The 23478-nt window shown below is 55.6% G+C and carries 27 protein-coding genes and 1 tRNA gene; all 28 read left to right on the top strand.

Going from position 1 to position 23478, the window contains the following annotated elements; all coding sequences use genetic code 11:
• Positions 1–131 precede the first annotated feature (131 nt).
• A tRNA-Trp gene (locus tag AC06G5_RS27370) sits at positions 132–207 on the top strand.
• 45 nt (positions 208–252) lie between these two features.
• Entirely contained in the window at positions 253–621 is a 369-nt protein-coding gene (gene secE / locus AC06G5_RS27365; protein ID WP_008018201.1) for a preprotein translocase subunit SecE, read from the top strand.
• Between the two features lie 9 nt (positions 622–630).
• Positions 631–1164 carry a transcription termination/antitermination protein NusG gene (nusG, locus tag AC06G5_RS27360; protein WP_007984405.1) on the top strand — a complete coding sequence of 178 codons (534 nt, stop codon included), beginning with the start codon at positions 631–633 and terminating at the stop codon, positions 1162–1164.
• A 117-nt stretch (positions 1165–1281) separates the two neighbouring features.
• Positions 1282–1713, top strand: a complete 432-nt coding sequence (gene rplK, locus AC06G5_RS27355) for a 50S ribosomal protein L11 (protein WP_007933726.1) — start codon at positions 1282–1284, stop codon at positions 1711–1713.
• Positions 1713–2408 (top strand): 50S ribosomal protein L1, encoded by a 696-nt coding sequence (gene rplA / locus AC06G5_RS27350; protein ID WP_003186095.1) that lies wholly within the window; start codon positions 1713–1715, stop codon positions 2406–2408. Before rplK ends, rplA begins: the two co-directional genes overlap by 1 nt.
• 198 nt (positions 2409–2606) lie before the next feature.
• The gene (rplJ, locus tag AC06G5_RS27345) at positions 2607–3107 is read left to right on the top strand and encodes a 50S ribosomal protein L10 (protein ID WP_007970413.1); all 501 of its coding nucleotides are present in this window, start codon (positions 2607–2609) and stop codon (positions 3105–3107) included.
• Positions 3108–3182: 75 nt separating this feature from the next.
• Positions 3183–3548, top strand: coding sequence for a 50S ribosomal protein L7/L12 (gene rplL, locus AC06G5_RS27340; RefSeq protein ID WP_007970414.1), 366 nt, complete (start codon positions 3183–3185; stop codon positions 3546–3548).
• A 220-nt stretch (positions 3549–3768) separates the two neighbouring features.
• The gene (rpoB, locus tag AC06G5_RS27335) at positions 3769–7842 is read left to right on the top strand and encodes a DNA-directed RNA polymerase subunit beta (protein ID WP_008018199.1); all 4074 of its coding nucleotides are present in this window, start codon (positions 3769–3771) and stop codon (positions 7840–7842) included.
• Positions 7843–7906: 64 nt separating this feature from the next.
• Positions 7907–12106, top strand: coding sequence for a DNA-directed RNA polymerase subunit beta' (gene rpoC / locus AC06G5_RS27330; protein WP_057400628.1), 4200 nt, complete (start codon positions 7907–7909; stop codon positions 12104–12106).
• A gap of 216 nt (positions 12107–12322) precedes the next feature.
• Positions 12323–12694: a 30S ribosomal protein S12 gene (rpsL, locus tag AC06G5_RS27325; protein ID WP_003186084.1), complete on the top strand. Its 372-nt coding sequence runs from the start codon at positions 12323–12325 to the stop codon at positions 12692–12694.
• A gap of 108 nt (positions 12695–12802) precedes the next feature.
• Complete coding sequence (gene rpsG, locus AC06G5_RS27320; RefSeq protein WP_007970418.1) at positions 12803–13276, top strand: 30S ribosomal protein S7; 474 nt, start codon at positions 12803–12805, stop codon at positions 13274–13276.
• Between the two features lie 30 nt (positions 13277–13306).
• Positions 13307–15412, top strand: a complete 2106-nt coding sequence (gene fusA / locus AC06G5_RS27315; protein WP_007970420.1) for an elongation factor G — start codon at positions 13307–13309, stop codon at positions 15410–15412.
• Positions 15413–15442: 30 nt separating this feature from the next.
• Positions 15443–16636 carry an elongation factor Tu gene (gene tuf / locus AC06G5_RS27310; RefSeq protein WP_008018195.1) on the top strand — a complete coding sequence of 398 codons (1194 nt, stop codon included), beginning with the start codon at positions 15443–15445 and terminating at the stop codon, positions 16634–16636.
• A gap of 158 nt (positions 16637–16794) precedes the next feature.
• Entirely contained in the window at positions 16795–17106 is a 312-nt protein-coding gene (rpsJ, locus tag AC06G5_RS27305) for a 30S ribosomal protein S10 (RefSeq protein ID WP_003186070.1), read from the top strand.
• An 80-nt stretch (positions 17107–17186) separates the two neighbouring features.
• Complete coding sequence (rplC, locus tag AC06G5_RS27300) at positions 17187–17822, top strand: 50S ribosomal protein L3 (RefSeq protein WP_007955641.1); 636 nt, start codon at positions 17187–17189, stop codon at positions 17820–17822.
• Positions 17823–17834: 12 nt separating this feature from the next.
• Positions 17835–18437, top strand: a complete 603-nt coding sequence (rplD, locus tag AC06G5_RS27295) for a 50S ribosomal protein L4 (RefSeq protein WP_003228735.1) — start codon at positions 17835–17837, stop codon at positions 18435–18437.
• Complete coding sequence (gene rplW, locus AC06G5_RS27290) at positions 18434–18733, top strand: 50S ribosomal protein L23 (RefSeq protein ID WP_002555488.1); 300 nt, start codon at positions 18434–18436, stop codon at positions 18731–18733. The genes rplD and rplW overlap by 4 nt, the downstream gene beginning before the upstream one ends.
• Before the next feature lie 14 nt (positions 18734–18747).
• A complete protein-coding gene (gene rplB, locus AC06G5_RS27285) occupies positions 18748–19572 on the top strand; it encodes a 50S ribosomal protein L2 (protein WP_008018194.1) in 825 nt (274 codons plus the stop codon).
• A 16-nt stretch (positions 19573–19588) separates the two neighbouring features.
• Complete coding sequence (gene rpsS, locus AC06G5_RS27280) at positions 19589–19864, top strand: 30S ribosomal protein S19 (RefSeq protein ID WP_002555486.1); 276 nt, start codon at positions 19589–19591, stop codon at positions 19862–19864.
• 11 nt (positions 19865–19875) lie between these two features.
• Positions 19876–20208, top strand: coding sequence for a 50S ribosomal protein L22 (rplV, locus tag AC06G5_RS27275; RefSeq protein WP_003103908.1), 333 nt, complete (start codon positions 19876–19878; stop codon positions 20206–20208).
• Between the two features lie 13 nt (positions 20209–20221).
• Positions 20222–20908: a 30S ribosomal protein S3 gene (rpsC, locus tag AC06G5_RS27270; RefSeq protein WP_007970424.1), complete on the top strand. Its 687-nt coding sequence runs from the start codon at positions 20222–20224 to the stop codon at positions 20906–20908.
• A 12-nt stretch (positions 20909–20920) separates the two neighbouring features.
• Entirely contained in the window at positions 20921–21334 is a 414-nt protein-coding gene (rplP, locus tag AC06G5_RS27265; RefSeq protein ID WP_003228729.1) for a 50S ribosomal protein L16, read from the top strand.
• A complete protein-coding gene (gene rpmC, locus AC06G5_RS27260; protein WP_002555481.1) occupies positions 21334–21525 on the top strand; it encodes a 50S ribosomal protein L29 in 192 nt (63 codons plus the stop codon). Before rplP ends, rpmC begins: the two co-directional genes overlap by 1 nt.
• Positions 21526–21527: 2 nt before the next feature.
• Positions 21528–21794, top strand: a complete 267-nt coding sequence (rpsQ, locus tag AC06G5_RS27255) for a 30S ribosomal protein S17 (RefSeq protein WP_003176419.1) — start codon at positions 21528–21530, stop codon at positions 21792–21794.
• 23 nt (positions 21795–21817) lie between these two features.
• A complete protein-coding gene (gene rplN, locus AC06G5_RS27250) occupies positions 21818–22186 on the top strand; it encodes a 50S ribosomal protein L14 (protein WP_002555479.1) in 369 nt (122 codons plus the stop codon).
• 11 nt (positions 22187–22197) lie between these two features.
• A complete protein-coding gene (rplX, locus tag AC06G5_RS27245; RefSeq protein WP_003176416.1) occupies positions 22198–22512 on the top strand; it encodes a 50S ribosomal protein L24 in 315 nt (104 codons plus the stop codon).
• Positions 22513–22534: 22 nt separating this feature from the next.
• A complete protein-coding gene (gene rplE, locus AC06G5_RS27240) occupies positions 22535–23074 on the top strand; it encodes a 50S ribosomal protein L5 (protein ID WP_003210069.1) in 540 nt (179 codons plus the stop codon).
• A 13-nt stretch (positions 23075–23087) separates the two neighbouring features.
• Positions 23088–23393, top strand: a complete 306-nt coding sequence (gene rpsN, locus AC06G5_RS27235; protein WP_003176414.1) for a 30S ribosomal protein S14 — start codon at positions 23088–23090, stop codon at positions 23391–23393.
• Positions 23394–23478 lie beyond the last annotated feature (85 nt).

The raw sequence follows: 23478 nt of genomic DNA, 5'->3' as shown, positions 1-23478 counted from the left end.
TGGTTCATGTTGCCTTTGGTTGTTTGTAGCGGTGGTTGGGCCATCGCTGCGGATGTCGTAACCAGGGTTGCAGAGTAAATTGTTGTAAAGTCTCCTTCAGGCCGGCATAATGGTCGGCCTGATTTTGTTTTAGGTCAGTAGCTCAATTGGCAGAGCGACGGTCTCCAAAACCGTAGGTTGGGGGTTCGATTCCCTCCTGACCTGCCAGATTCACTTGGTGTGTCTGGCTTTCTTTTCACAGGATCTTCATAGATGACTCCTAAAGCTGAAGCTCAAGGCTCTCGCTTCGATCTCCTCAAGTGGCTGGTAGTAGTCGCTCTGGTGATTGTTGGCGTTGTTGGAAATCAGTATTTCTCTGCTTCGCCGATCCTGTACCGTGTACTCGCATTGCTCGCCATTGCTGCTGTAGCTGCCTTTGTAGGCCTGCAGACCGCGAAGGGCAAGTCTTTCTTTGTACTGGTTAAGGAAGCTCGTACCGAGATTCGTAAAGTCGTGTGGCCAACTCGCCAAGAAACCACGCAGACCACCCTGATTGTGGTGGCTGTTGTTCTGGTTATGGCGTTGCTGTTGTGGGGGCTTGACTCCCTGCTCGGTTGGCTTGTTTCCTTGATCGTCGGCTAAGGGTGTCCCGTGGCTAAGCGTTGGTATGTTGTGCATGCTTACTCCGGTTACGAGAAGCATGTAATGCGCTCGCTGATCGAGCGCGTAAAGCTGGCCGGTATGGAAGATGGCTTCGGCGAGATTCTGGTTCCCACTGAAGAAGTGGTTGAAATGCGCAATGGCCAGAAGCGCAAAAGCGAACGCAAATTCTTCCCTGGCTACGTGCTGGTGCAGATGGATATGAACGAGGGTACCTGGCACTTGGTCAAGGATACTCCTCGGGTGATGGGTTTTATCGGCGGTACCGCCGACAAGCCTGCACCGATCACCGACAAAGAGGCAGAAGCGATTCTGCGCCGCGTTGCTGATGGTAGCGACAAGCCGAAGCCGAAGACACTGTTCGAGCCGGGCGAATCGGTACGAGTCAACGACGGCCCGTTCGCGGACTTTACCGGTGTTGTTGAAGAAGTTAACTACGAAAAGAGCCGGATCCAGGTCGCGGTGCTCATTTTCGGTCGCTCTACTCCGGTGGAGCTCGAGTTCAGTCAGGTCGAAAAGGTCTAACTGAGCAAAAATCCCAACCCCGCAGCCGTAGGCTGTGGGGTTTTGTCGTCACTGGGATAAACGCGCAAGTAACCGGGGAGCCTCTCGAGGCGTTCGAACCCGTAATTGGAGTGCCTCATGGCCAAGAAGATTACCGCTTACATCAAGCTGCAAGTGAAGGCCGCTCAGGCTAACCCAAGCCCACCTGTTGGTCCTGCTCTGGGTCAGCACGGCGTGAACATCATGGAATTCTGCAAGGCTTTCAACGCCCGTACTCAGGGTCTTGAGCCAGGTCTGCCGACTCCAGTGATCATCACTGTCTACAGCGACCGTAGCTTCACTTTCGAAACCAAATCCACCCCTGCTTCGGTTCTGCTGAAGAAGGCGGCCGGTCTGACCAGCGGTTCCGCTCGTCCGAACACCGTTAAGGTTGGCACTGTGACTCGTGCTCAGCTGGAAGAAATCGCGAAAACCAAAAACGCGGATCTGACTGCAGCTGATATGGAAGCAGCCGTGCGTACTATCGCCGGTTCTGCTCGTAGCATGGGCCTTAACGTGGAGGGTGTGTAATGGCTAAGCTGACCAAGCGTCAAAAGGCTATCGCCGGCAAAATCGAAGCAGGCAAGGCCTACAACTTTGTAGACGCCGCTGCTCTGCTGGCCGAGCTGTCGACTGTCAAGTTCAGCGAGTCGTTCGACGTAGCTGTAAACCTGGGTGTTGACCCGCGTAAATCCGACCAGGTCGTTCGTAGCGCTACTGTGCTGCCACACGGCACTGGCAAGACTGTTCGCGTTGCTGTGTTCACTCAGGGTCCAGCTGCTGAAGCCGCTCTGGCTGCCGGCGCTGACCGCGTAGGTATGGATGACCTGGCTGCCGAAATGAAAGGCGGCGACCTGAACTATGACGTAGTGATTGCATCCCCGGATGCAATGCGCGTTGTGGGTCAGTTGGGTCAGATCCTCGGTCCACGTGGCCTGATGCCTAACCCTAAAGTCGGCACCGTAACCCCAGACGTAGCTACCGCGGTTAAAAACGCCAAGGCTGGTCAGGTTCGTTATCGCACCGACAAAAACGGCATCATCCACACTTCCGTTGGCAAGATCGGCTTCGACGCCGTCAAGCTGAAGGAAAACGTTGAAGCCCTGATCGCTGATCTGAAGCGTATCAAGCCAGCTTCCTCGAAAGGCATTTACGTCAAGCGCGTTACCCTGAGCACCACTATGGGCCCAGGTCTGGTCATCGACCAAAGCTCGCTCGACGCGTAAGACACAGATTGGCGCAAGCGATTGCGCCAATTGAAAAATTGGGGTCCCTGCCTGGCGGGGGCTATCCAAGACCGTAGGCGACGCGAGTCTTAAACCACAAGCCTACGCAGATGGTGCTCCCGGTTCCTTACCGAATCAGACACCAAAACGACATCCGGTTTCGACCAGATGAAACGGTAACAAGCAGGAGTTAAACCCGTGGCAATTAAACTCGAAGACAAGAAGGCCATCGTCGCTGAAGTCAACGAGGCTGCCAAAGTCGCTCTGTCCGCTGTCGTGGCTGATGCCCGTGGCGTAACAGTAGGCGCGATGACCGGACTCCGTAAAGAGGCTCGTGAAGCTGGCGTTTACGTACGTGTCGTACGTAACACCCTGCTCAAGCGCGCTGTTGCTGACACTGAATTCAGTGTCCTCAACGACGTGTTCACCGGCCCTACCCTGATTGCGTTCTCCAAGGAACATCCAGGCGCTGCTGCCCGGATCTTCAAGGAATTCGCAAAGGGTCAGGACAAGTTCGAGATCAAGGCAGCTGCGTTCGAGGGCAAGTTCCTCGCAGCTAACCAAATCGACGTACTGGCAACTCTGCCGACCCGTGACGAAGCAATTTCTCAGCTGATGAGCGTGATTCAAGGCGCTACCAGCAAATTGGCTCGTACTCTGGCGGCAATTCGCGACCAGAAAGAAGCTGCTGCAGCCTAAGGCTCGTCAACTTCTCGCGTTTTTTGTTTTTTTCGATGGTCGCGTAGGCCGTCCCCAATATCAGGAATTAGATTCATGTCTATCTCTCAGAACGATATCCTTGAAGCAGTTGGCAACATGTCCGTAATGGAAGTTGTTGAGCTGATCAAAGCTTTCGAAGAAAAATTCGGTGTTACCGCTGCTGCTGCATCGGCTGGTCCAGCTGTTGCTGCTGCCGTTGCTGAAGAGCAAACCGAATTCAACGTCATGCTGACCGAAGCTGGCGAGAAGAAAGTTAACGTGATCAAGGCTGTACGTGAACTGACCGGTCTGGGCTTGAAAGAAGCCAAGGCTGTAGTTGACGGCGCACCTGCCATGGTTCTGGAAGCTGTTGCCAAAGACGCAGCTGACAAAGCCAAAGCAGCTCTGGAAGAAGCAGGCGCTAAAGTCGAGCTGAAGTAAGCATCGACTTTGCTCCTCCAGCCCGAGCGTTAAGCGACAGGCTGATGGCTGGTGGCTCTTGCCACCGGCCTTTTTCCGTTATTGGCAGCCGACTGGGTCGGTGCCGATAACGTGCTGTAACCACCCGATGCGGTGGCGCAAACCATGGGGTTTGCACGATTTTCTGGCTGCTCCCGTCGGGAGGGGCCAAACAAGCAGGTGACCAAGCTGGGGAACGCTGATGGCTTACTCATATACTGAGAAAAAACGTATCCGCAAGGACTTTAGCAAGTTGCCGGACGTCATGGATGTGCCGTACCTCCTGGCCATCCAGCTGGATTCGTATCGTGAATTCTTGCAAGCGGGAGCGACTAAAGATCAGTTCCGCGACGTGGGCCTGCATGCGGCCTTCAAATCCGTTTTCCCGATCATCAGCTACTCCGGCAATGCTGCGCTGGAGTACGTCGGATATCGTCTGGGCGAACCGGCATTTGATGTCAAAGAATGCGTATTGCGCGGTGTAACTTACGCCGTACCTTTGCGGGTAAAAGTGCGCCTGATCATTTTCGACAAAGAATCGTCGAACAAAGCGATCAAGGACATCAAAGAGCAAGAAGTCTACATGGGTGAAATCCCCCTGATGACTGAAAACGGTACCTTCGTAATCAACGGTACCGAGCGTGTAATCGTTTCCCAGCTGCACCGTTCCCCGGGCGTGTTCTTCGACCACGACCGTGGCAAGACGCACAGCTCCGGCAAACTGCTGTACTCCGCGCGCATCATTCCTTACCGCGGTTCGTGGCTGGACTTCGAGTTCGACCCGAAAGACTGCGTATTCGTGCGTATCGACCGTCGTCGCAAGCTGCCTGCCTCGGTACTGCTGCGCGCGCTGGGCTATACCACTGAAGAAGTGCTGGATGCGTTCTATACCACCAACGTATTCCACGTGAAGGGCGAGACCCTGAGCCTGGAGCTGGTGCCTCAGCGCCTGCGCGGTGAAATCGCTGTCCTCGATATTCAGGATGACAAAGGCAAGGTTATTGTCGAGCAAGGTCGTCGTATCACCGCTCGCCACATCAACCAGCTGGAAAAAGCCGGGATCAAAGAGCTGGATGTGCCTCTGGACTACGTCCTGGGTCGCACAACCGCCAAGGTCATCGTGCATCCGGCAACCGGCGAAATCCTGGCAGAGTGCAACACCGAGCTGAACACCGAGATCCTGGCGAAAATCGCCAAGGCCGGCGTTGTTCGCATCGAAACTCTGTACACCAACGATATCGACTGCGGTCCGTTCGTCTCCGACACCTTGAAGATCGACTCCACCAGCAACCAACTGGAAGCGCTGGTCGAGATCTATCGCATGATGCGTCCTGGCGAGCCGCCAACCAAAGACGCTGCCGAGACCCTGTTCAACAACCTGTTCTTCAGCCCTGAGCGCTATGACCTGTCTGCGGTCGGCCGGATGAAGTTCAACCGTCGTATCGGTCGTACCGAGATCGAAGGTTCGGGCGTGCTGTGCAAGGAAGACATCGTCGCGGTACTGAAGACCCTGGTCGACATCCGTAACGGTAAAGGCATCGTCGATGACATCGACCACCTGGGTAACCGTCGTGTTCGCTGCGTAGGCGAAATGGCCGAGAACCAGTTCCGCGTTGGCCTGGTACGTGTTGAGCGTGCGGTCAAAGAGCGTCTGTCGATGGCTGAAAGCGAAGGCCTGATGCCGCAAGACCTGATCAACGCCAAGCCAGTGGCTGCGGCGGTGAAAGAGTTCTTCGGTTCCAGCCAGCTGTCCCAGTTCATGGACCAGAACAACCCGCTGTCCGAGATCACCCACAAGCGTCGTGTTTCTGCACTCGGCCCTGGTGGTTTGACTCGTGAGCGTGCCGGCTTTGAAGTTCGTGACGTACACCCGACCCACTACGGTCGTGTTTGCCCGATCGAAACGCCGGAAGGTCCGAACATCGGTCTGATCAACTCCCTGGCTGCCTATGCGCGCACCAACCAGTACGGCTTCCTGGAAAGCCCGTACCGCGTGGTGAAAGACGCTCTGGTCACCGACGAGATCGTGTTCCTGTCCGCCATCGAAGAAGCCGATCACGTGATCGCTCAGGCTTCGGCCACGATGAACGACAAGAAAGTCCTGATCGACGAGCTGGTAGCTGTTCGTCACCTGAACGAATTCACCGTCAAGGCGCCGGAAGACGTCACCTTGATGGACGTTTCGCCGAAGCAGGTAGTTTCGGTCGCTGCGTCGCTGATTCCGTTCCTCGAGCACGACGACGCCAACCGTGCGTTGATGGGTTCGAACATGCAGCGTCAAGCTGTACCAACCCTGCGTGCCGACAAGCCGCTGGTAGGTACCGGCATGGAGCGTAACGTAGCCCGTGACTCCGGCGTTTGCGTCGTGGCTCGTCGTGGCGGCGTGATCGACTCCGTCGACGCCAGCCGTATCGTGGTTCGTGTTGCCGATGACGAAGTCGAAACCGGTGAAGCCGGTGTCGACATCTACAACCTGACCAAATACACCCGCTCCAACCAGAACACCTGCATCAACCAGCGTCCGCTGGTGCGTAAGGGTGATCGGGTTCAGCGTAGCGACATCATGGCCGACGGTCCGTCCACCGACATGGGTGAACTGGCACTGGGTCAGAACATGCGCATCGCGTTCATGGCATGGAACGGCTTCAACTTCGAAGACTCCATCTGCCTGTCCGAGCGTGTGGTTCAGGAAGACCGCTTCACCACGATCCACATCCAGGAACTGACCTGTGTGGCCCGTGACACCAAGCTTGGCCCAGAGGAAATCACCGCCGACATCCCTAACGTGGGTGAAGCGGCGCTGAACAAGCTGGACGAAGCCGGTATCGTTTACGTAGGTGCTGAAGTTGGCGCAGGCGACATCCTGGTCGGTAAGGTCACTCCGAAAGGCGAGACCCAACTGACTCCGGAAGAAAAACTGCTGCGTGCGATCTTCGGTGAAAAAGCCAGCGACGTTAAAGACACCTCCCTGCGTGTACCTACCGGTACCAAAGGTACTGTCATCGACGTACAGGTCTTCACCCGCGACGGCGTTGAGCGTGATGCTCGTGCCCTGTCGATCGAGAAGTCCCAGCTGGACGAGATCCGCAAGGACCTGAACGAAGAGTTCCGTATCGTTGAAGGTGCTACTTTCGAACGTCTGCGCTCCGCTCTGGTCGGCCACAAAGCCGAAGGCGGTGCCGGTCTGAAGAAAGGCCAGGACATCACCGACGAAGTTCTCGACGGTCTTGAGCACGGCCAGTGGTTCAAACTGCGCATGGCTGAAGATGCCCTGAACGAGCAGCTCGAGAAGGCCCAGGCCTACATCGTTGATCGTCGCCGTCTGCTGGACGACAAGTTCGAAGACAAGAAGCGCAAACTGCAGCAGGGCGATGACCTGGCTCCAGGCGTGCTGAAAATCGTCAAGGTTTACCTGGCAATCCGTCGTCGCATCCAGCCGGGCGACAAGATGGCCGGTCGTCACGGTAACAAGGGTGTGGTCTCCGTGATCATGCCGGTTGAAGACATGCCGCACGATGCCAATGGCACCCCGGTCGACGTTGTCCTCAACCCGTTGGGCGTACCTTCGCGTATGAACGTCGGTCAGATCCTTGAAACCCACCTGGGCCTCGCGGCCAAAGGTTTGGGCGAGAAGATCAACCGCATGGTTGAAGAGCAGCGCAAGGTTGCCGAGCTGCGTAAGTTCCTGCACGAGATCTATAACGAGATCGGCGGTCGTCAGGAAAGCCTCGATGACTTCTCGGACCAGGAAATCCTGGATCTGGCTCAAAACCTGCGTGGCGGCGTTCCAATGGCCACTCCAGTGTTCGACGGCGCCAAGGAAAGCGAAATCAAGGCCATGCTGAAACTGGCAGACCTGCCAGAAAGCGGCCAGATGCAGCTGACTGACGGCCGTACCGGCAACAAGTTCGAGCGCCCGGTTACCGTTGGCTACATGTACATGCTGAAGCTGAACCACTTGGTAGACGACAAGATGCACGCTCGTTCTACCGGTTCGTACAGCCTGGTTACCCAGCAGCCGCTGGGTGGTAAGGCGCAGTTCGGTGGTCAGCGTTTCGGGGAGATGGAGGTCTGGGCACTGGAAGCATACGGTGCTGCTTACACTCTGCAAGAAATGCTCACAGTGAAGTCGGACGATGTGAACGGCCGGACCAAGATGTACAAAAACATCGTGGACGGCGATCACCGTATGGAGCCGGGCATGCCCGAGTCCTTCAACGTGTTGATCAAGGAAATTCGTTCCCTCGGCATCGATATCGATCTGGAAACCGAATAACACGTGACGCGAATCGAGAGCGGGGCAGGATTGCCCGCTCTCTGCTCCGCCAGGAGGAAAGGCCTTGAAAGACCTACTGAATTTGCTGAAAAACCAGGGTCAAGTCGAAGAGTTCGACGCCATCCGTATCGGATTGGCATCGCCTGAGATGATCCGTTCGTGGTCGTTCGGTGAAGTTAAAAAGCCGGAAACCATCAACTACCGTACGTTCAAGCCTGAGCGTGACGGCCTGTTCTGCGCCAAGATCTTTGGCCCGGTAAAGGATTACGAGTGCCTGTGCGGTAAGTACAAGCGCTTGAAGCACCGTGGCGTAATCTGCGAGAAGTGCGGCGTTGAAGTCGCGCTGGCAAAAGTTCGTCGTGAGCGCATGGCTCACATCGAACTGGCCTCGCCGGTTGCTCACATCTGGTTCCTGAAATCGCTGCCGTCCCGTATCGGCTTGCTGATGGACATGACCCTGCGTGATATCGAGCGCGTTCTCTACTTCGAGAGCTACGTCGTTATCGATCCAGGCATGACCACCCTTGAAAAAGGTCAGCTGCTGAACGATGAGCAGTACTTCGAAGCGCTGGAAGAGTTCGGCGACGATTTCGATGCCCGCATGGGTGCCGAAGCTGTCCGCGAACTGCTGCACGCTATCGACCTGGAGCACGAGATTGGCCGTTTGCGTGAAGAGATTCCGCAAACCAACTCCGAAACCAAGATCAAGAAGCTGTCCAAGCGTCTGAAGTTGATGGAAGCCTTCCAGGGTTCCGGCAACCTGCCAGAGTGGATGGTGCTGACCGTTCTGCCGGTTCTGCCGCCAGATCTGCGTCCACTGGTCCCGCTGGATGGCGGTCGCTTCGCGACTTCCGACCTCAACGATCTGTATCGTCGAGTGATCAACCGTAACAACCGTTTGAAGCGCCTGCTGGATCTGTCCGCTCCGGACATCATCGTGCGCAACGAAAAGCGTATGTTGCAGGAAGCCGTCGACGCATTGCTCGACAACGGTCGTCGTGGCCGCGCTATCACCGGTTCCAACAAGCGTCCTCTGAAATCCCTGGCTGACATGATCAAGGGTAAGCAGGGTCGTTTCCGTCAGAACTTGCTCGGTAAGCGTGTTGACTACTCCGGCCGTTCGGTAATTACCGTAGGTCCGACCCTGCGTCTGCACCAGTGCGGTCTGCCGAAGAAAATGGCTCTCGAGCTGTTCAAGCCGTTCATTTTCGGCAAGCTGGAAATGCGTGGTCTCGCTACCACCATCAAGGCTGCCAAGAAGATGGTCGAGCGCGAACTGCCAGAGGTTTGGGACGTTCTCGCTGAAGTGATTCGCGAACACCCGGTTCTTCTCAACCGTGCACCGACCCTTCACCGTCTGGGCATCCAGGCGTTTGAACCGGTACTGATCGAAGGCAAGGCTATCCAGCTGCACCCTCTGGTCTGCGCCGCGTACAACGCCGACTTCGACGGCGACCAAATGGCCGTGCACGTACCGCTGACGCTGGAAGCCCAGCTGGAAGCGCGTGCGTTGATGATGTCGACCAACAACATTCTGTCGCCAGCCAACGGTGAGCCAATCATCGTTCCGTCGCAGGACGTTGTATTGGGTCTGTACTACATGACTCGTGAAGCGATCAACGCCAAGGGCGAAGGTCGTGTGTTCGCGGATCTGCAGGAAGTTGACCGTGTGTTCCGTGCCGGCGAAGCCGCACTGCACGCCAAGGTTAAAGTCCGGATCAACGAAACCGTCAACGACCGTGACGGCGGCAGCGTGACCAACACCCGTATCGTCGACACCACTGTCGGCCGTGCGCTGTTGTTCCAGGTTGTGCCAAAAGGTCTGTCGTACGACGTCGTCAACCTGCCGATGAAGAAAAAGGCGATCTCCAAGCTGATCAACCAGTGCTACCGCGTGGTTGGTCTGAAAGAGACCGTGATCTTCGCTGACCAGTTGATGTACACCGGTTTTGCCTATTCGACCATTTCCGGCGTATCCATCGGTGTTAACGACTTCGTTATCCCGGATGAAAAAGCCCGCATCATCGGTGCAGCCACCGACGAAGTGAAAGAGATCGAAAGTCAGTACGCCTCCGGCCTGGTAACCCAGGGCGAGAAGTACAACAAAGTGATCGACCTTTGGTCCAAGGCGAACGACGAAGTTTCCAAGGCGATGATGGCCAACCTCTCGAAAGAGAAAGTCATCGACCGTCATGGCGTCGAAGTCGACCAAGAGTCTTTCAACTCGATGTACATGATGGCCGACTCGGGTGCGCGGGGTTCCGCAGCACAGATTCGTCAGCTGGCCGGTATGCGTGGCCTGATGGCCAAGCCGGACGGTTCCATCATTGAAACGCCGATTACTGCGAACTTCCGTGAAGGTCTGAGCGTACTCCAGTACTTCATCTCCACTCACGGTGCTCGTAAAGGTCTGGCGGATACCGCGTTGAAAACCGCTAACTCCGGTTACCTGACTCGTCGTCTGGTAGACGTGGCGCAGGATCTGGTTGTAACCGAGATCGATTGCGGCACCGAACACGGTCTGCTGATGACTCCGCACATTGAAGGCGGTGACGTTGTAGAGCCGTTGGGTGAGCGCGTATTGGGTCGTGTTATCGCCCGTGACGTATTCAAGCCAGGTACCGAGGACGTCATCGTTCCTGCCGGCACCCTGGTAGACGAGAAGTGGGTCGAGTTCATCGAGCTGAACAGCATCGACGAAGTGATCGTGCGTTCGCCGATCAGCTGCGAAACCCGCTACGGCATTTGCGCCAAGTGCTACGGCCGCGATCTGGCTCGTGGTCACCAGGTGAACATCGGTGAAGCGGTCGGCGTTATCGCTGCCCAGTCCATCGGTGAGCCGGGTACCCAGCTGACGATGCGTACGTTCCACATCGGTGGTGCGGCAAGCCGGACCTCCGCAGCCGACAGCGTTCAGGTGAAGAATGGCGGTACCGTCCGTCTGCACAACCTGAAGCACGTAGAGCGCGTGGATGGTCACCTGGTTGCTGTGTCCCGTTCCGGTGAGCTGGCCATCGCTGATGACTTCGGTCGTGAGCGTGAGCGTTACAAGCTGCCGTACGGTGCTGTGATCTCGGTTAAAGAAGGTGACAAGGTCGACGCTGGCGCAATCGTGGCCAAGTGGGATCCGCACACTCACCCGATCGTTACCGAAATGAAAGGTACCGTGACCTACGTGGGCATGGAAGAAGGCATCACGATCAAGCGTCAGACTGACGAATTGACCGGTATGACCAACATTGAAGTACTCGACGCCAAAGATCGTCCAGCTGCCGGCAAGGACATCCGTCCAGCCGTGAAGATGGTCGACGACAACGGCAAGGATCTGTTGCTGCCAGGCACTGACGTTATCGCTCAGTACTTCCTGCCAGCCAACGCCCTGGTCGGTGTAGCGGACGGTGCGAAGATCGCGATCGGTGATGTTATCGCTCGTATCCCGCAAGAAACTTCGAAAACCCGTGACATCACCGGTGGTCTGCCGCGTGTTGCCGACCTGTTCGAAGCCCGTCGTCCGAAAGAAGCGTCGATTCTGGCTGAAGTCAGCGGCACCATCGCGTTCGGTAAAGAGACCAAAGGCAAGCGCCGTCTGGTCATTACCCCGAACGACGGTAGCGATCCGTACGAAGAGCTGATTCCGAAGTGGCGTCACCTGAACGTGTTCGAAGGCGAACAGGTAAACCGCGGCGAAGTTATCTCCGACGGTCCGAGCGATCCACACGACATCCTGCGTCTGCTGGGTGTGAGTGCGCTGGCGAAGTACATTGTTAACGAGATCCAGGACGTTTACCGTCTGCAAGGCGTGAAGATCAACGACAAGCACATCGAGACCATCCTGCGTCAGATGCTGCGTAAAGTTGAAATCGCTGAATCCGGCGATTCCAGTTTCATCAAGGGCGACCAGATGGAATTGACTCACGTTCTGGTAGAGAACGAGCGTTTGAGCGGCGAAGACAAGTTCGTCTCCAAGTTCACTCGCGTTCTGCTGGGTATCACCAAGGCGTCGTTGTCCACCGAATCGTTCATCTCGGCGGCTTCCTTCCAGGAAACCACTCGCGTACTGACCGAAGCGGCGGTAACCGGCAAGCGCGATTACCTGCGCGGCCTGAAAGAAAACGTTGTCGTGGGTCGTCTGATCCCGGCTGGTACCGGTCTGGCTTATCACAGCGAGCGTAAGCGCCGCCGTGATGCAGACAAGCCGTTGCGCGTAAGCGCCAGTGAAGTGGAAGCTGCACTGACCGAAGCGCTGAACTTGAGCGGTAACTGAGTTCTGCGGTAAATGAGTGTGAGGCCCTGGTCGCTCCGTTCATCGAATCGAGACAAATTGTCGAGATTGGATGAGCGGGGAGGGCGGGGCCTTGCCTTGACTGGGGACAAGATCCTCTTTAGACTCTTGTACCCCTAAATTTGGCGGGAACTCGTTCCTGCCATTTTGCTTTTCTTGCAAGACAATAGCGTCGCAAGACAACAGTGGAGCTAGTAGATGGCAACTATCAACCAGCTGGTACGTCAGCCGCGTAAGCGTATCGTCGAGAAATCCGACGTGCCTGCGCTGCAGAACTGCCCGCAACGCCGTGGCGTGTGCACCCGTGTGTACACCACCACGCCGAAAAAACCTAACTCGGCACTGCGTAAAGTATGCCGTGTGCGCCTGACCAACGGTTTCGAGGTTTCCTCGTACATCGGTGGTGAAGGTCACAACCTGCAAGAGCACAGCGTGGTACTGATCCGCGGCGGTCGTGTAAAAGACTTGCCAGGTGTTCGTTACCACACCGTTCGCGGTTCGTTGGATACTTCCGGTGTTAAAGGTCGTAACCAGGGTCGTTCGAAGTACGGTACCAAGCGTCCGAAGTAATCGGTCGTTTTGCAGTTTTTAATTTTATTGAGTCGATAAGAGTAAGGTCGGGCACGTATCCACAGGATCTGTCCCGGGCTAACCTGAAGACCGTTTGAGGGCTTATCAATGCCAAGACGTCGCGTAGCAGCCAAGCGTGAGATTCTGGACGATCCGAAATACGGAAGCCAAATCCTCGCCAAATTCATGAACCACGTAATGGAAAGCGGCAAGAAAGCCGTTGCCGAGCGTATCGTTTATGGTGCCCTGGATACCGTGAAGGCTCGTAAGGCCGGCACCGATCCCCTGGAACTCTTCGAAAAAGCACTCGACGCCATCGCTCCGCTGGTCGAAGTGAAGTCGCGCCGCGTTGGTGGTGCTACTTACCAGGTTCCGGTCGAGGTTCGTCCTTCCCGTCGTAACGCTCTGGCAATGCGCTGGCTGGTAGACTTCGCCCGTAAGCGTGGCGAGAAGTCCATGGCTCTGCGTTTGGCTGGCGAACTGTTGGACGCCGCCGAAGGTAAAGGTGCTGCAGTTAAGAAGCGTGAAGACGTGCACCGTATGGCTGAAGCCAACAAGGCTTTCTCGCACTACCGCTTCTAATTCTAGCGTCACTCATTTTGCGAGGGCTTTATGGCTCGTACTACACCGATTAATCGCTACCGTAACATCGGTATCGTTGCTCACGTGGATGCTGGTAAAACCACCACCACCGAGCGCGTCCTTTTTTACACTGGCAAAAGCCACAAGATGGGCGAAGTGCATGACGGCGCTGCGACCACTGACTGGATGGTTCAGGAGCAGGAGCGTGGTATTACCATTACTTCTGCTGCCATTACCGCCTTCTGGCAGGGTTCCGCCAAGCAGCACAAGGACCAGTACCGCTTCAACGTCATCGATACCCCGGGCCACGTAGACTTCACTATTGAAGTTGAGCGTTCCCTGCGTGTACTCGACGGCGCGGTCGTTGTGTTCTGCGGCACTTCCGGCGTTGAGCCTCAGTCCGAAACCGTATGGCGTCAAGCCAACAAGTACGGTGTTCCACGTATCGTTTACGTGAACAAGATGGACCGTGCCGGTGCGAACTTCCTGCGTGTGATCGCTCAGATCAAGCAGCGTCTGGGTCACACTCCGGTGCCGATCCAGTTGGCTATCGGTTCCGAAGACAACTTCCAGGGTCAGATCGATCTGATGACCATGGAAGCGGTTTACTGGAACGATGCTGACAAGGGCATGACTCCACGTCGCGAAGCTATCCCTGCTGAACTGCAGGAACTGGCTGAAGAGTGGCGCAACAACATGGTAGAGGCTGCGGCCGAAGCCAGCGAAGAGCTGATGAACAAGTACCTCGAAGGCGAAGAGCTCTCCATCGAGGAAATCAAGGGCGCTCTGCGTCAGCGTACTATCGCTGGTGAGATCGTTCTGGCTGTTTGCGGTTCTTCCTTCAAGAACAAGGGTGTTCCCCTGGTTCTCGACGCCGTTATCGACTACCTGCCGGCTCCGACCGACATTCCTGCCATCAAGGGTACTGACCCGGATGACGAGGAAAAGCAAATGGAGCGTCATGCAGATGACAACGAGCCGTTCTCGGCTCTGGCGTTCAAGATCGCTACCGACCCATTCGTGGGTACCTTGACCTTCGTCCGCGTTTACTCGGGCGTGTTGGCCTCCGGCGACGGCGTGATCAACTCGGTCAAAGGCAAGAAAGAGCGCGTGGGTCGTATGGTGCAAATGCACGCAAACGCCCGTGAAGAGATCAAGGAAGTGCGCGCTGGTGACATCGCGGCCCTGATCGGCATGAAGGACGTCACCACTGGTGAAACCTTGTGCAACGCTGACAAGCCAATCATCCTGGTTCGCATGGACTTCCCGGAGCCGGTTATCTCGGTTGCCGTAGAGCCTAAGACCAAGGATGACCAGGAAAAAATGGGTATCGCTCTGGGCAAACTTGCTCAGGAAGACCCGTCTTTCCGCGTCAAGACTGATGAAGAGACTGGTCAAACGATCATCTCCGGCATGGGCGAGCTGCACCTGGACATCCTGGTTGACCGGATGCGCCGTGAGTTCAACGTCGAAGCCAACATCGGTAAGCCTCAGGTTTCGTATCGTGAGCGCATCACGAAGAACTGCGAAATCGAAGGCAAGTTCGTTCGTCAGTCCGGCGGTCGTGGCCAGTTCGGTCATTGCTGGATTCGCTTTGCTCCTGCTGACGAAGGTCAGGAAGGTCTGCAATTCCTGAACGAAGTAGTGGGTGGTGTGGTTCCTAAGGAATACATCCCGGCTATCCAGAAGGGTATCGAAGAGCAGATGAAGAACGGCGTTGTTGCCGGCTATCCGCTGATCGGCCTGAAGGCTACCGTGTTTGATGGTTCTTACCACGACGTCGACTCGAACGAGATGGCGTTTAAGGTGGCTGCTTCCATGGCGACCAAGCAACTGGCCCAGAAGGGCGGCGGTGAGTTGCTTGAGCCGATCATGGCGGTAGAGGTTGTTACGCCTGAAGACTATATGGGTGACGTGATGGGCGACCTTAACCGTCGTCGCGGCATGATCTTGGGTATGGAAGACACGGTCTCCGGTAAAGTAATTCGTGCCGAAGTTCCGCTGGGCGAGATGTTCGGTTATGCGACCGACGTTCGTTCCATGTCCCAGGGTCGCGCAAGCTACTCTATGGAATTCAAAAAATACAATACGGCTCCGTCGCACATCGTCGAAACCGTTACCAAAAAACAAGGCTGATTCAGTCCTTTAGGCAAGGAGTTAATTGTCGTGGCTAAAGAAAAATTTGATCGTTCCCTACCGCACGTCAACGTTGGCACCATCGGTCACGTTGACCACGGTAAAACCACTCTGACCGCAGCTCTGACTCGCGTCTGCTCCGAAGTTTTCGGTTCGGCCGTAGTTGAATTCGATAAAATCGACAGCGCGCCAGAAGAAAAAGCTCGCGGTATCACCATCAACACCGCGCACGTCGAGTACAACTCGAACATTCGTCACTACGCTCACGTTGACTGCCCAGGTCACGCTGACTACGTGAAGAACATGATCACCGGTGCTGCCCAGATGGACGGCGCGATCCTGGTTTGCTCGGCCGCTGATGGTCCGATGCCACAAACCCGTGAGCACATCCTGCTGTCCCGTCAGGTAGGCGTTCCGTACATCGTGGTCTTCCTGAACAAGGCTGACCTGGTAGACGACGCTGAGCTGCTGGAACTGGTTGAGATGGAAGTTCGCGACCTGCTGTCCACCTACGACTTCCCAGGCGACGACACTCCGATCATCATCGGTTCGGCTCGTATGGCTCTGGAAGGCAAAGACGATAACGAAATGGGCACCAGCGCTGTTCGCAAGCTGGTTGAAACTCTGGATACCTACATCCCAGAGCCAGAGCGTGCTATCGACAAGCCATTCCTGATGCCAATCGAAGACGTATTCTCGATCTCGGGTCGTGGTACTGTTGTGACTGGTCGTATCGAGCGCGGTATCGTTCGCGTTCAAGATGCACTGGAAATCGTTGGTCTGCGTGACACCACCACCACCACCTGCACCGGTGTTGAAATGTTCCGCAAGCTGCTCGACGAAGGTCGTGCTGGCGAGAACTGCGGCGTTCTGCTGCGTGGTACCAAGCGTGACGACGTTGAGCGTGGCCAGGTTCTGGTTAAGCCAGGTTCGGTTAAGCCGCACACCAAGTTCACCGCAGAAGTTTACGTTCTGAGCAAGGAAGAAGGCGGCCGTCACACTCCGTTCTTCAAAGGCTACCGTCCACAGTTCTACTTCCGTACTACTGACGTGACTGGTAACTGCGAGCTGCCAGAAGGCGTTGAAATGGTAATGCCAGGTGACAACATTCAGATGACTGTTACCCTGATCAAAACCATCGCGATGGAAGACGGTCTGCGTTTCGCTATCCGTGAAGGCGGTCGTACCGTCGGCGCTGGCGTCGTAGCCAAAATCATCGAGTAAGCTTCTCTTTTGAGATAGCTTCGATGCTTTGAAAAAGCCCCCGCTCAGCGGGGGCTTTTTTATTGGGTTGACACCTATCTGGGGCGTCTATAGAATTGCGCCTCCTTTTAACGGGCGTATTGCGCCCGGTGGGAATAGCAGCCGGAGTCTGAAATCCAATGCAAAATCAGCAAATCCGTATCAGGTTGAAGGCTTTCGACCATCGCCTGATCGACCAATCCACCCAGGAAATCGTGGAAACCGCGAAACGTACTGGTGCTCAAGTGCGTGGTCCAATTCCACTGCCTACCCGTAAAGAGCGGTTCACCGTTCTGGTCTCCCCGCACGTCAACAAAGACGCGCGTGACCAGTACGAGATCCGTACTCATAAGCGCGTTCTGGACATCGTCCAGCCAACGGATAAAACCGTTGATGCTCTTATGAAGCTTGATCTTGCGGCCGGTGTGGAAGTGCAGATCAGCCTCGGCTAAGACTCGGTCTTAGTCGTGTAACGCTCTGAAATGGGCGGCCATAGCGGGTGAAAGCCCCGTACACTCATGAGGTTTACAACATGACTATTGGTGTAGTCGGTCGTAAAGCGGGTATGACCCGTATTTTCACCGAAGAAGGTGTCTCCATTCCGGTCACGGTCATTGAGATCGAGCCGAATCGCGTCACCCAGTTCAAAACTGAAGAAACCGATGGCTATCGTGCAGTGCAAGTCACTGTCGGCGAGCGTCGTGCTTCGCGTGTAACAGCAGCTCAGGCTGGCCACTTCGCTAAAGCGAACGTTGCCGCTGGTCGTACCGTAATGGAATTCCGCCTTGAAGAAGGCGAGTACCAGGCCGGCGATCTGATCAACGCTGAAATCTTCGCCGCTGGTCAACTGGTTGATGTAACCGGTCAGTCCAAGGGTAAAGGCTTCCAGGGTACGATCAAGCGTTGGAATTTCCGCGGGCAAGATAACACCCACGGTAACTCCGTATCCCACCGCGTTCCAGGCTCTATCGGCCAGTGCCAGACTCCTGGTCGTGTATTCAAGGGCAAAAAAATGTCCGGTCATATGGGCGCTGAGCGCGTGACCGTGCAGTCCCTCGAAGTAGTGCGCGTGGACGCTGAACGCAATCTGTTGTTGGTCAAGGGCGCTGTTCCTGGCGCTACTGGCGGCAACTTGGTTGTACGTCCAGCAGCCAAGGCTCGCGGTTAAGGGGAAGCTGACATGCAATTAAATGTAAATGACGCTCAAGCGATCGAAGTTTCCGAACTGACATTTGGCGGCGAATTCAACGAGACGCTGGTTCACCAAGCAGTCGTGGCCTACATGGCCGGCGGCCGTCAAGGTAGCAAGCAGCAAAAGACCCGTTCCGACGTTCGTGGTGGCGGCAAGCGCCCATGGCGTCAGAAAGGTACTGGCCGCGCTCGTGCCGGTACTATCCGTAGCCCAATCTGGCGTGGCGGCGGTACCACTTTCGCAGCTCGTCCTCAGGATCACTCCCAGAAGCTGAACAAGAAGATGTACCGCGCAGCAATGCGTTCCATCCTTGCTGAGCTGGTGCGTACTGATCGTCTGGTCGTGGTTCAGGATTTCGCCGTTGAAACGCCGAAAACCAAAGACCTGCTGGGCAAGCTGAACAACATGAGCCTGACCGACGTTCTGATCGTGTCGGACGCTGTTGATCAGAACCTGTACCTGGCTGCTCGTAACCTGCCACACGTAGATGTACGTGACGTGCAAGGTTCCGATCCAGTTAGTCTGATCGCATACGACAAGGTGTTGATCACCGTGTCGGCCGTGAAGAAATTCGAGGAGCTGCTGGGATGAACCAGGAACGCGTATTTAAAGTTCTGCTTGGCCCGCACGTTTCCGAGAAGGCTACGGTTCTGGCAGACAAGAAAGGCCAGTTCGTTTTCAAGGTTGCTACCGATGCAACCAAGCTGGAAATCAAGAAGGCCGTCGAAAGCCTGTTCAGCGTGAAAGTAGAGCGTGTTACTACCCTGAATGTTCTGGGTAAGAGCAAGCGCACTGCTCGCGGTCTGGGCAAGCGTAATGACTGGAAGAAGGCAGTTATCTCCCTTCAGCCAGGCCAAGATCTCGATTTCAGCAGCAGTGCTGAGTAAGGAAGGGGTGCATCATGGCAATCGTTAAATGCAAACCGACTTCCCCTGGCCGCCGTTTTGTGGTCAAGGTGGTCAACCAGGAGCTGCATAAAGGCGCTCCTCACGCACCGCTGCTCGAGAAGAAATCGAAGACTGGTGGTCGTAACAACAATGGCCGTATTACCACTCGTCACATCGGTGGTGGTCATAAGCAGCATTACCGTATGGTCGATTTCCGTCGCAACGACAAAGATGGCATCGTCGCCACTGTCGAGCGTATCGAATACGATCCAAACCGTACTGCTCACATCGCACTGCTCTGCTACGCAGACGGCGAGCGCCGCTACATCATCGCCCCTAAAGGCGTGAGTGCTGGCGACACGCTGATCGCAGGTGCCCTGGCTCCAATCAAGCCAGGCAACGCTCTGCAACTGCGCAACATTCCAGTCGGTTCTACCGTACACGGCATCGAACTGAAGCCAGGTAAAGGCGCACAGATCGCTCGTTCCGCTGGTGCTTCGGCTCAGCTGATCGCTCGTGAAGGTGTGTACGTTACCCTGCGTCTGCGTTCCGGTGAAATGCGTAAAGTCCTGGCTGAATGCCGTGCGACCCTGGGCGAAGTCTCGAACTCCGAGCACAGCCTGCGTTCGCTGGGTAAAGCTGGTGCCAAACGCTGGCGTGGCGTTCGCCCAACCGTTCGTGGTGTTGCCATGAACCCGGTTGACCACCCACATGGTGGTGGTGAAGGTCGTACCTCTGGTGGTCGTCATCCGGTATCGCCATGGGGCTTCCCGACTAAGGGCGCGAAGACTCGTGGTAATAAGCGTACCGACAAAATGATCGTCCGTCGTCGCAAGTAAATAGAGGGATACGACAGTGCCACGTTCTCTGAAAAAAGGTCCTTTTATCGATCTTCACCTACTGAAGAAGATCGAAGTGGCGGCGGAAAAGAACGATCGCAAACCGGTGAAAACCTGGTCGCGTCGTTCGATGATCCTGCCACAAATGGTCGGTCTGACCATCGCAGTACACAACGGTCGTCAGCACGTCCCAGTTCTTGTGAACGAAGACATGGTCGGCCACAAACTGGGCGAGTTCGCCGGTACCCGCACTTATCGCGGGCACGTGGCAGACAAGAAAGCCAAGCGTTAAGGGGTTAGGAAATGGAAGTAGCCGCTAAGTTGTCGGGCGCTCGAATCTCCGCCCAGAAAGCCCGCTTGGTCGCCGACCAGATCCGCGGGAAGAAGGTGGGCGAAGCGCTCAACCTGTTGGCTTTCAGCAGTAAGAAAGCCGCCGAGATCATGAAGAAAGTGCTGGAGTCGGCCGTAGCCAACGCCGAGCATAACGAAGGCGCAGACGTTGATGACCTGAAGGTCAGCACTGTTTTCGTCAACGAAGGGCGTTCGCTGAAGCGCATCATGCCACGTGCCAAAGGCCGTGCTGATCGCATCGTCAAGCGGTCTTGCCATATCACTGTCAAGGTTGCTGACAAGTAACGGAGTCGAAGAGATGGGTCAGAAAGTACATCCCATTGGCATTCGCCTGGGAATCGTCAAGGAGCACACCTCCGTCTGGTACGCAGACGGTCGGACTTATGCGGACTATTTGCTCGCAGATCTGAATGTGCGTGAGTACCTCCAAGACAAACTAAAAAGCGCGTCCGTAAGCCGTATCGATATCCATCGTCCGGCCCAAACTGCACGCATCACCATCCACACCGCTCGTCCAGGTATCGTTATCGGGAAGAAAGGTGAAGATGTTGAGAAACTGCGTCAGGACCTGACCAAGCAAATGGGTGTGCCTGTGCACATCAATATCGAAGAGATCCGCAAGCCGGAGCTCGACGGTATGCTGGTTGCGCAGAGCGTAGCTCAGCAGCTGGAGCGTCGCGTAATGTTCCGTCGCGCTATGAAGCGCGCTGTACAGAACGCCATGCGCATTGGTGCCAAAGGCATCAAAATCCAAGTGAGCGGTCGTCTCGGCGGTGCTGAAATCGCACGTACTGAATGGTATCGCGAAGGTCGTGTGCCATTGCACACCCTGCGTGCCGACATCGACTATGCCAACTACGAAGCTCACACCACTTACGGTGTGATCGGTGTAAAGGTTTGGATCTTCAAAGGCGAAGTAATTGGTGGTCGCCAAGAAGAACTGAAACCACAAGCACCAGCGCCTCGTAAAAAAGCTGCTAAGTAAGGGGTACGCCAAATGTTGCAACCAAAGCGTACGAAGTTCCGCAAGCAAATGACTGGTCACAACCGTGGCCTGGCATTGCGCGGTAGCAAAGTCAGCTTCGGCGAGTTCGCGCTGAAGTCTGTTGCTCGTGGTCGTCTCACCGCTCGTCAGATCGAGTCAGCGCGTCGTGCTCTGACCCGTCACGTAAAACGTGGCGGCAAGATCTGGATCCGTGTATTCCCGGACAAGCCGATCTCCAAAAAACCTCTCGAGGTTCGGATGGGTAAAGGTAAGGGTAACGTGGAATACTGGGTAGCCCAGATTCAGCCAGGCAAAGTCCTGTATGAAATCGAGGGTGTTTCTGAAGAGCTGGCGCGTGAGGCTTTCGCCCTGGCTGCTGCAAAGCTGCCGCTCGCCACCTCCTTTGTTAAACGGACGGTGATGTGATGAAAGCGAATGAACTTCGTGAAAAATCCGCACAGCAGCTGAACGAGCAACTGCTCGGCTTGCTGCGCGACCAGTTCAATCTGCGTATGCAGAAAGCAACTGGCCAGTTGGGGCAGTCTCATCTGCTCTCGCAAGTTAAGCGTGACATCGCTCGCGTGAAGACTGTGCTCAACCAGCAGGCAGGTAAGTGATCATGGCTGAAGCCGAAAAGACTGTCCGTACGCTGACTGGCCGTGTTGTCAGCGACAAGATGGACAAAACCATCACCGTTCTGATCGAGCGTCGCGTTAAGCACCCGATCTACGGTAAATACGTTAAGCGTTCGACTAAGCTGCACGCGCACGACGAAACCAATCAGTGCCACATCGGCGACAAAGTCACTATTCGTGAAACTCGTCCTTTGGCCAAGACCAAGTCTTGGGCGCTGGTTGATGTTCTCGAACGCGCTGTGGAAGTCTAAGGACTAGGGGTCGGAGAAATTATATGATTCAGACTCAATCCATGCTCGATGTGGCCGATAACAGCGGCGCTCGCCGCGTTATGTGCATCAAGGTGCTGGGTGGCTCCCATCGTCGTTACGCTGGTATCGGTGACATCATCAAAGTTACCGTCAAGGAAGCAATTCCTCGCGGTAAAGTGAAAAAAGGCCAAGTGATGACTGCTGTTGTAGTCCGCACTCGTCACGGCGTACGTCGTGCTGATGGCTCCATTATCCGCTTTGATGGCAACGCTGCTGTTCTTCTGAACAACAAGCAAGAGCCGATCGGCACCCGTATCTTTGGGCCAGTGACCCGTGAACTTCGTACTGAGAAGTTCATGAAGATCGTCTCGCTCGCCCCAGAAGTGCTGTAAGGAGATCCGACATGCAAAAGATTCGTCGTGACGACGAGATCATCGTGATCGCCGGCAAAGACAAAGGTAAGCGCGGTAAGGTGCTTAAGGTTCTCGCTAACAACCGTTTGGTTATTGGTGGTCTGAACCTGGTCAAGCGTCATACCAAGCCTAACCCGATGTCGGGCGTGCAGGGCGGTATCGTCGAAAAAGAAGCTCCACTGGATGCTTCTAACGTCGCCATTTTCAACGGCGAAACCAACAAGGCTGACCGCGTTGGTTTCAAAGTAGAAGACGGCAAGAAAATTCGTGTCTTCAAGTCGACCCAAAAAGCGGTTGATGCTTGAACACTGCTAGGTAGATGAGACCATGGCACGACTAAAAGAGATTTACCGGAAGGAAATTGCTCCGAAACTTAAGGAAGAACTTAAGCTTTCGAACGTGATGGAAGTTCCGCGCGTTACCAAAATCACCCTGAACATGGGTCTTGGCGAAGCGATCGGCGACAAAAAAGTCATCGAGCACGCTGTTGCCGACCTGGAAAAGATCACCGGCCAGAAAGTCGTTGTGACCTACGCTCGCAAATCCATCGCTGGCTTTAAAGTCCGTGAAGGTTGGCCGATCGGCGTCAAAGTGACCCTGCGCCGTGAGCGTATGTACGAGTTCCTGGATCGTCTGCTGTCGATCTCCCTGCCTCGGGTTCGCGACTTCCGCGGCCTGAATGCCAAGTCCTTCGATGGTCGTGGCAACTACAGCATGGGCGTGAAAGAGCAGATCATCTTCCCGGAAATCGACTACGACAAGATCGATGCTCTCCGCGGTCTGGACATCACCCTGACCACCACTGCCAAGAACGATGATGAAGGCCGCGCTCTGCTGCGTGCATTCAAATTCCCGTTCCGCAACTGATTGGAGTAGGACCATGGCCAAGATGAGCATGAAAAACCGCGAGCTGAAGCGTCAGCTCACGGTTGCCAAGTACGCCAAGAAGCGTGCAGCACTGAAAGCTATCATCGTTGATCTGAACGCAAGTCCAGAAGCGCGTTGGGAAGCTACAGTTGCTCTGCAGAAGCAGCCACGTGACGCAAGCGCTTCGCGCATGCGTAACCGCTGCCGCCTGACCGGTCGTCCACACGGCGTTTACCGCAAGTTCGGCCTCGGCCGTAACAAACTGCGTGAAGCGGCAATGCGTGGTGACGTACCGGGTCTGGTTAAAGCCAGCTGGTAAGTACTGTCAAAGTCTCGGTGTCCAGGGTCGCAAGATCCTGACCACCGGTGGCCTTGAATCTGGATCAAGCCCCTTTTGGGGCTTG

The organism is Pseudomonas sp. WT-JTC, from assembly GCF_056711565.1.
This window is presented reverse-complemented; position numbering and strand designations above follow the sequence as displayed.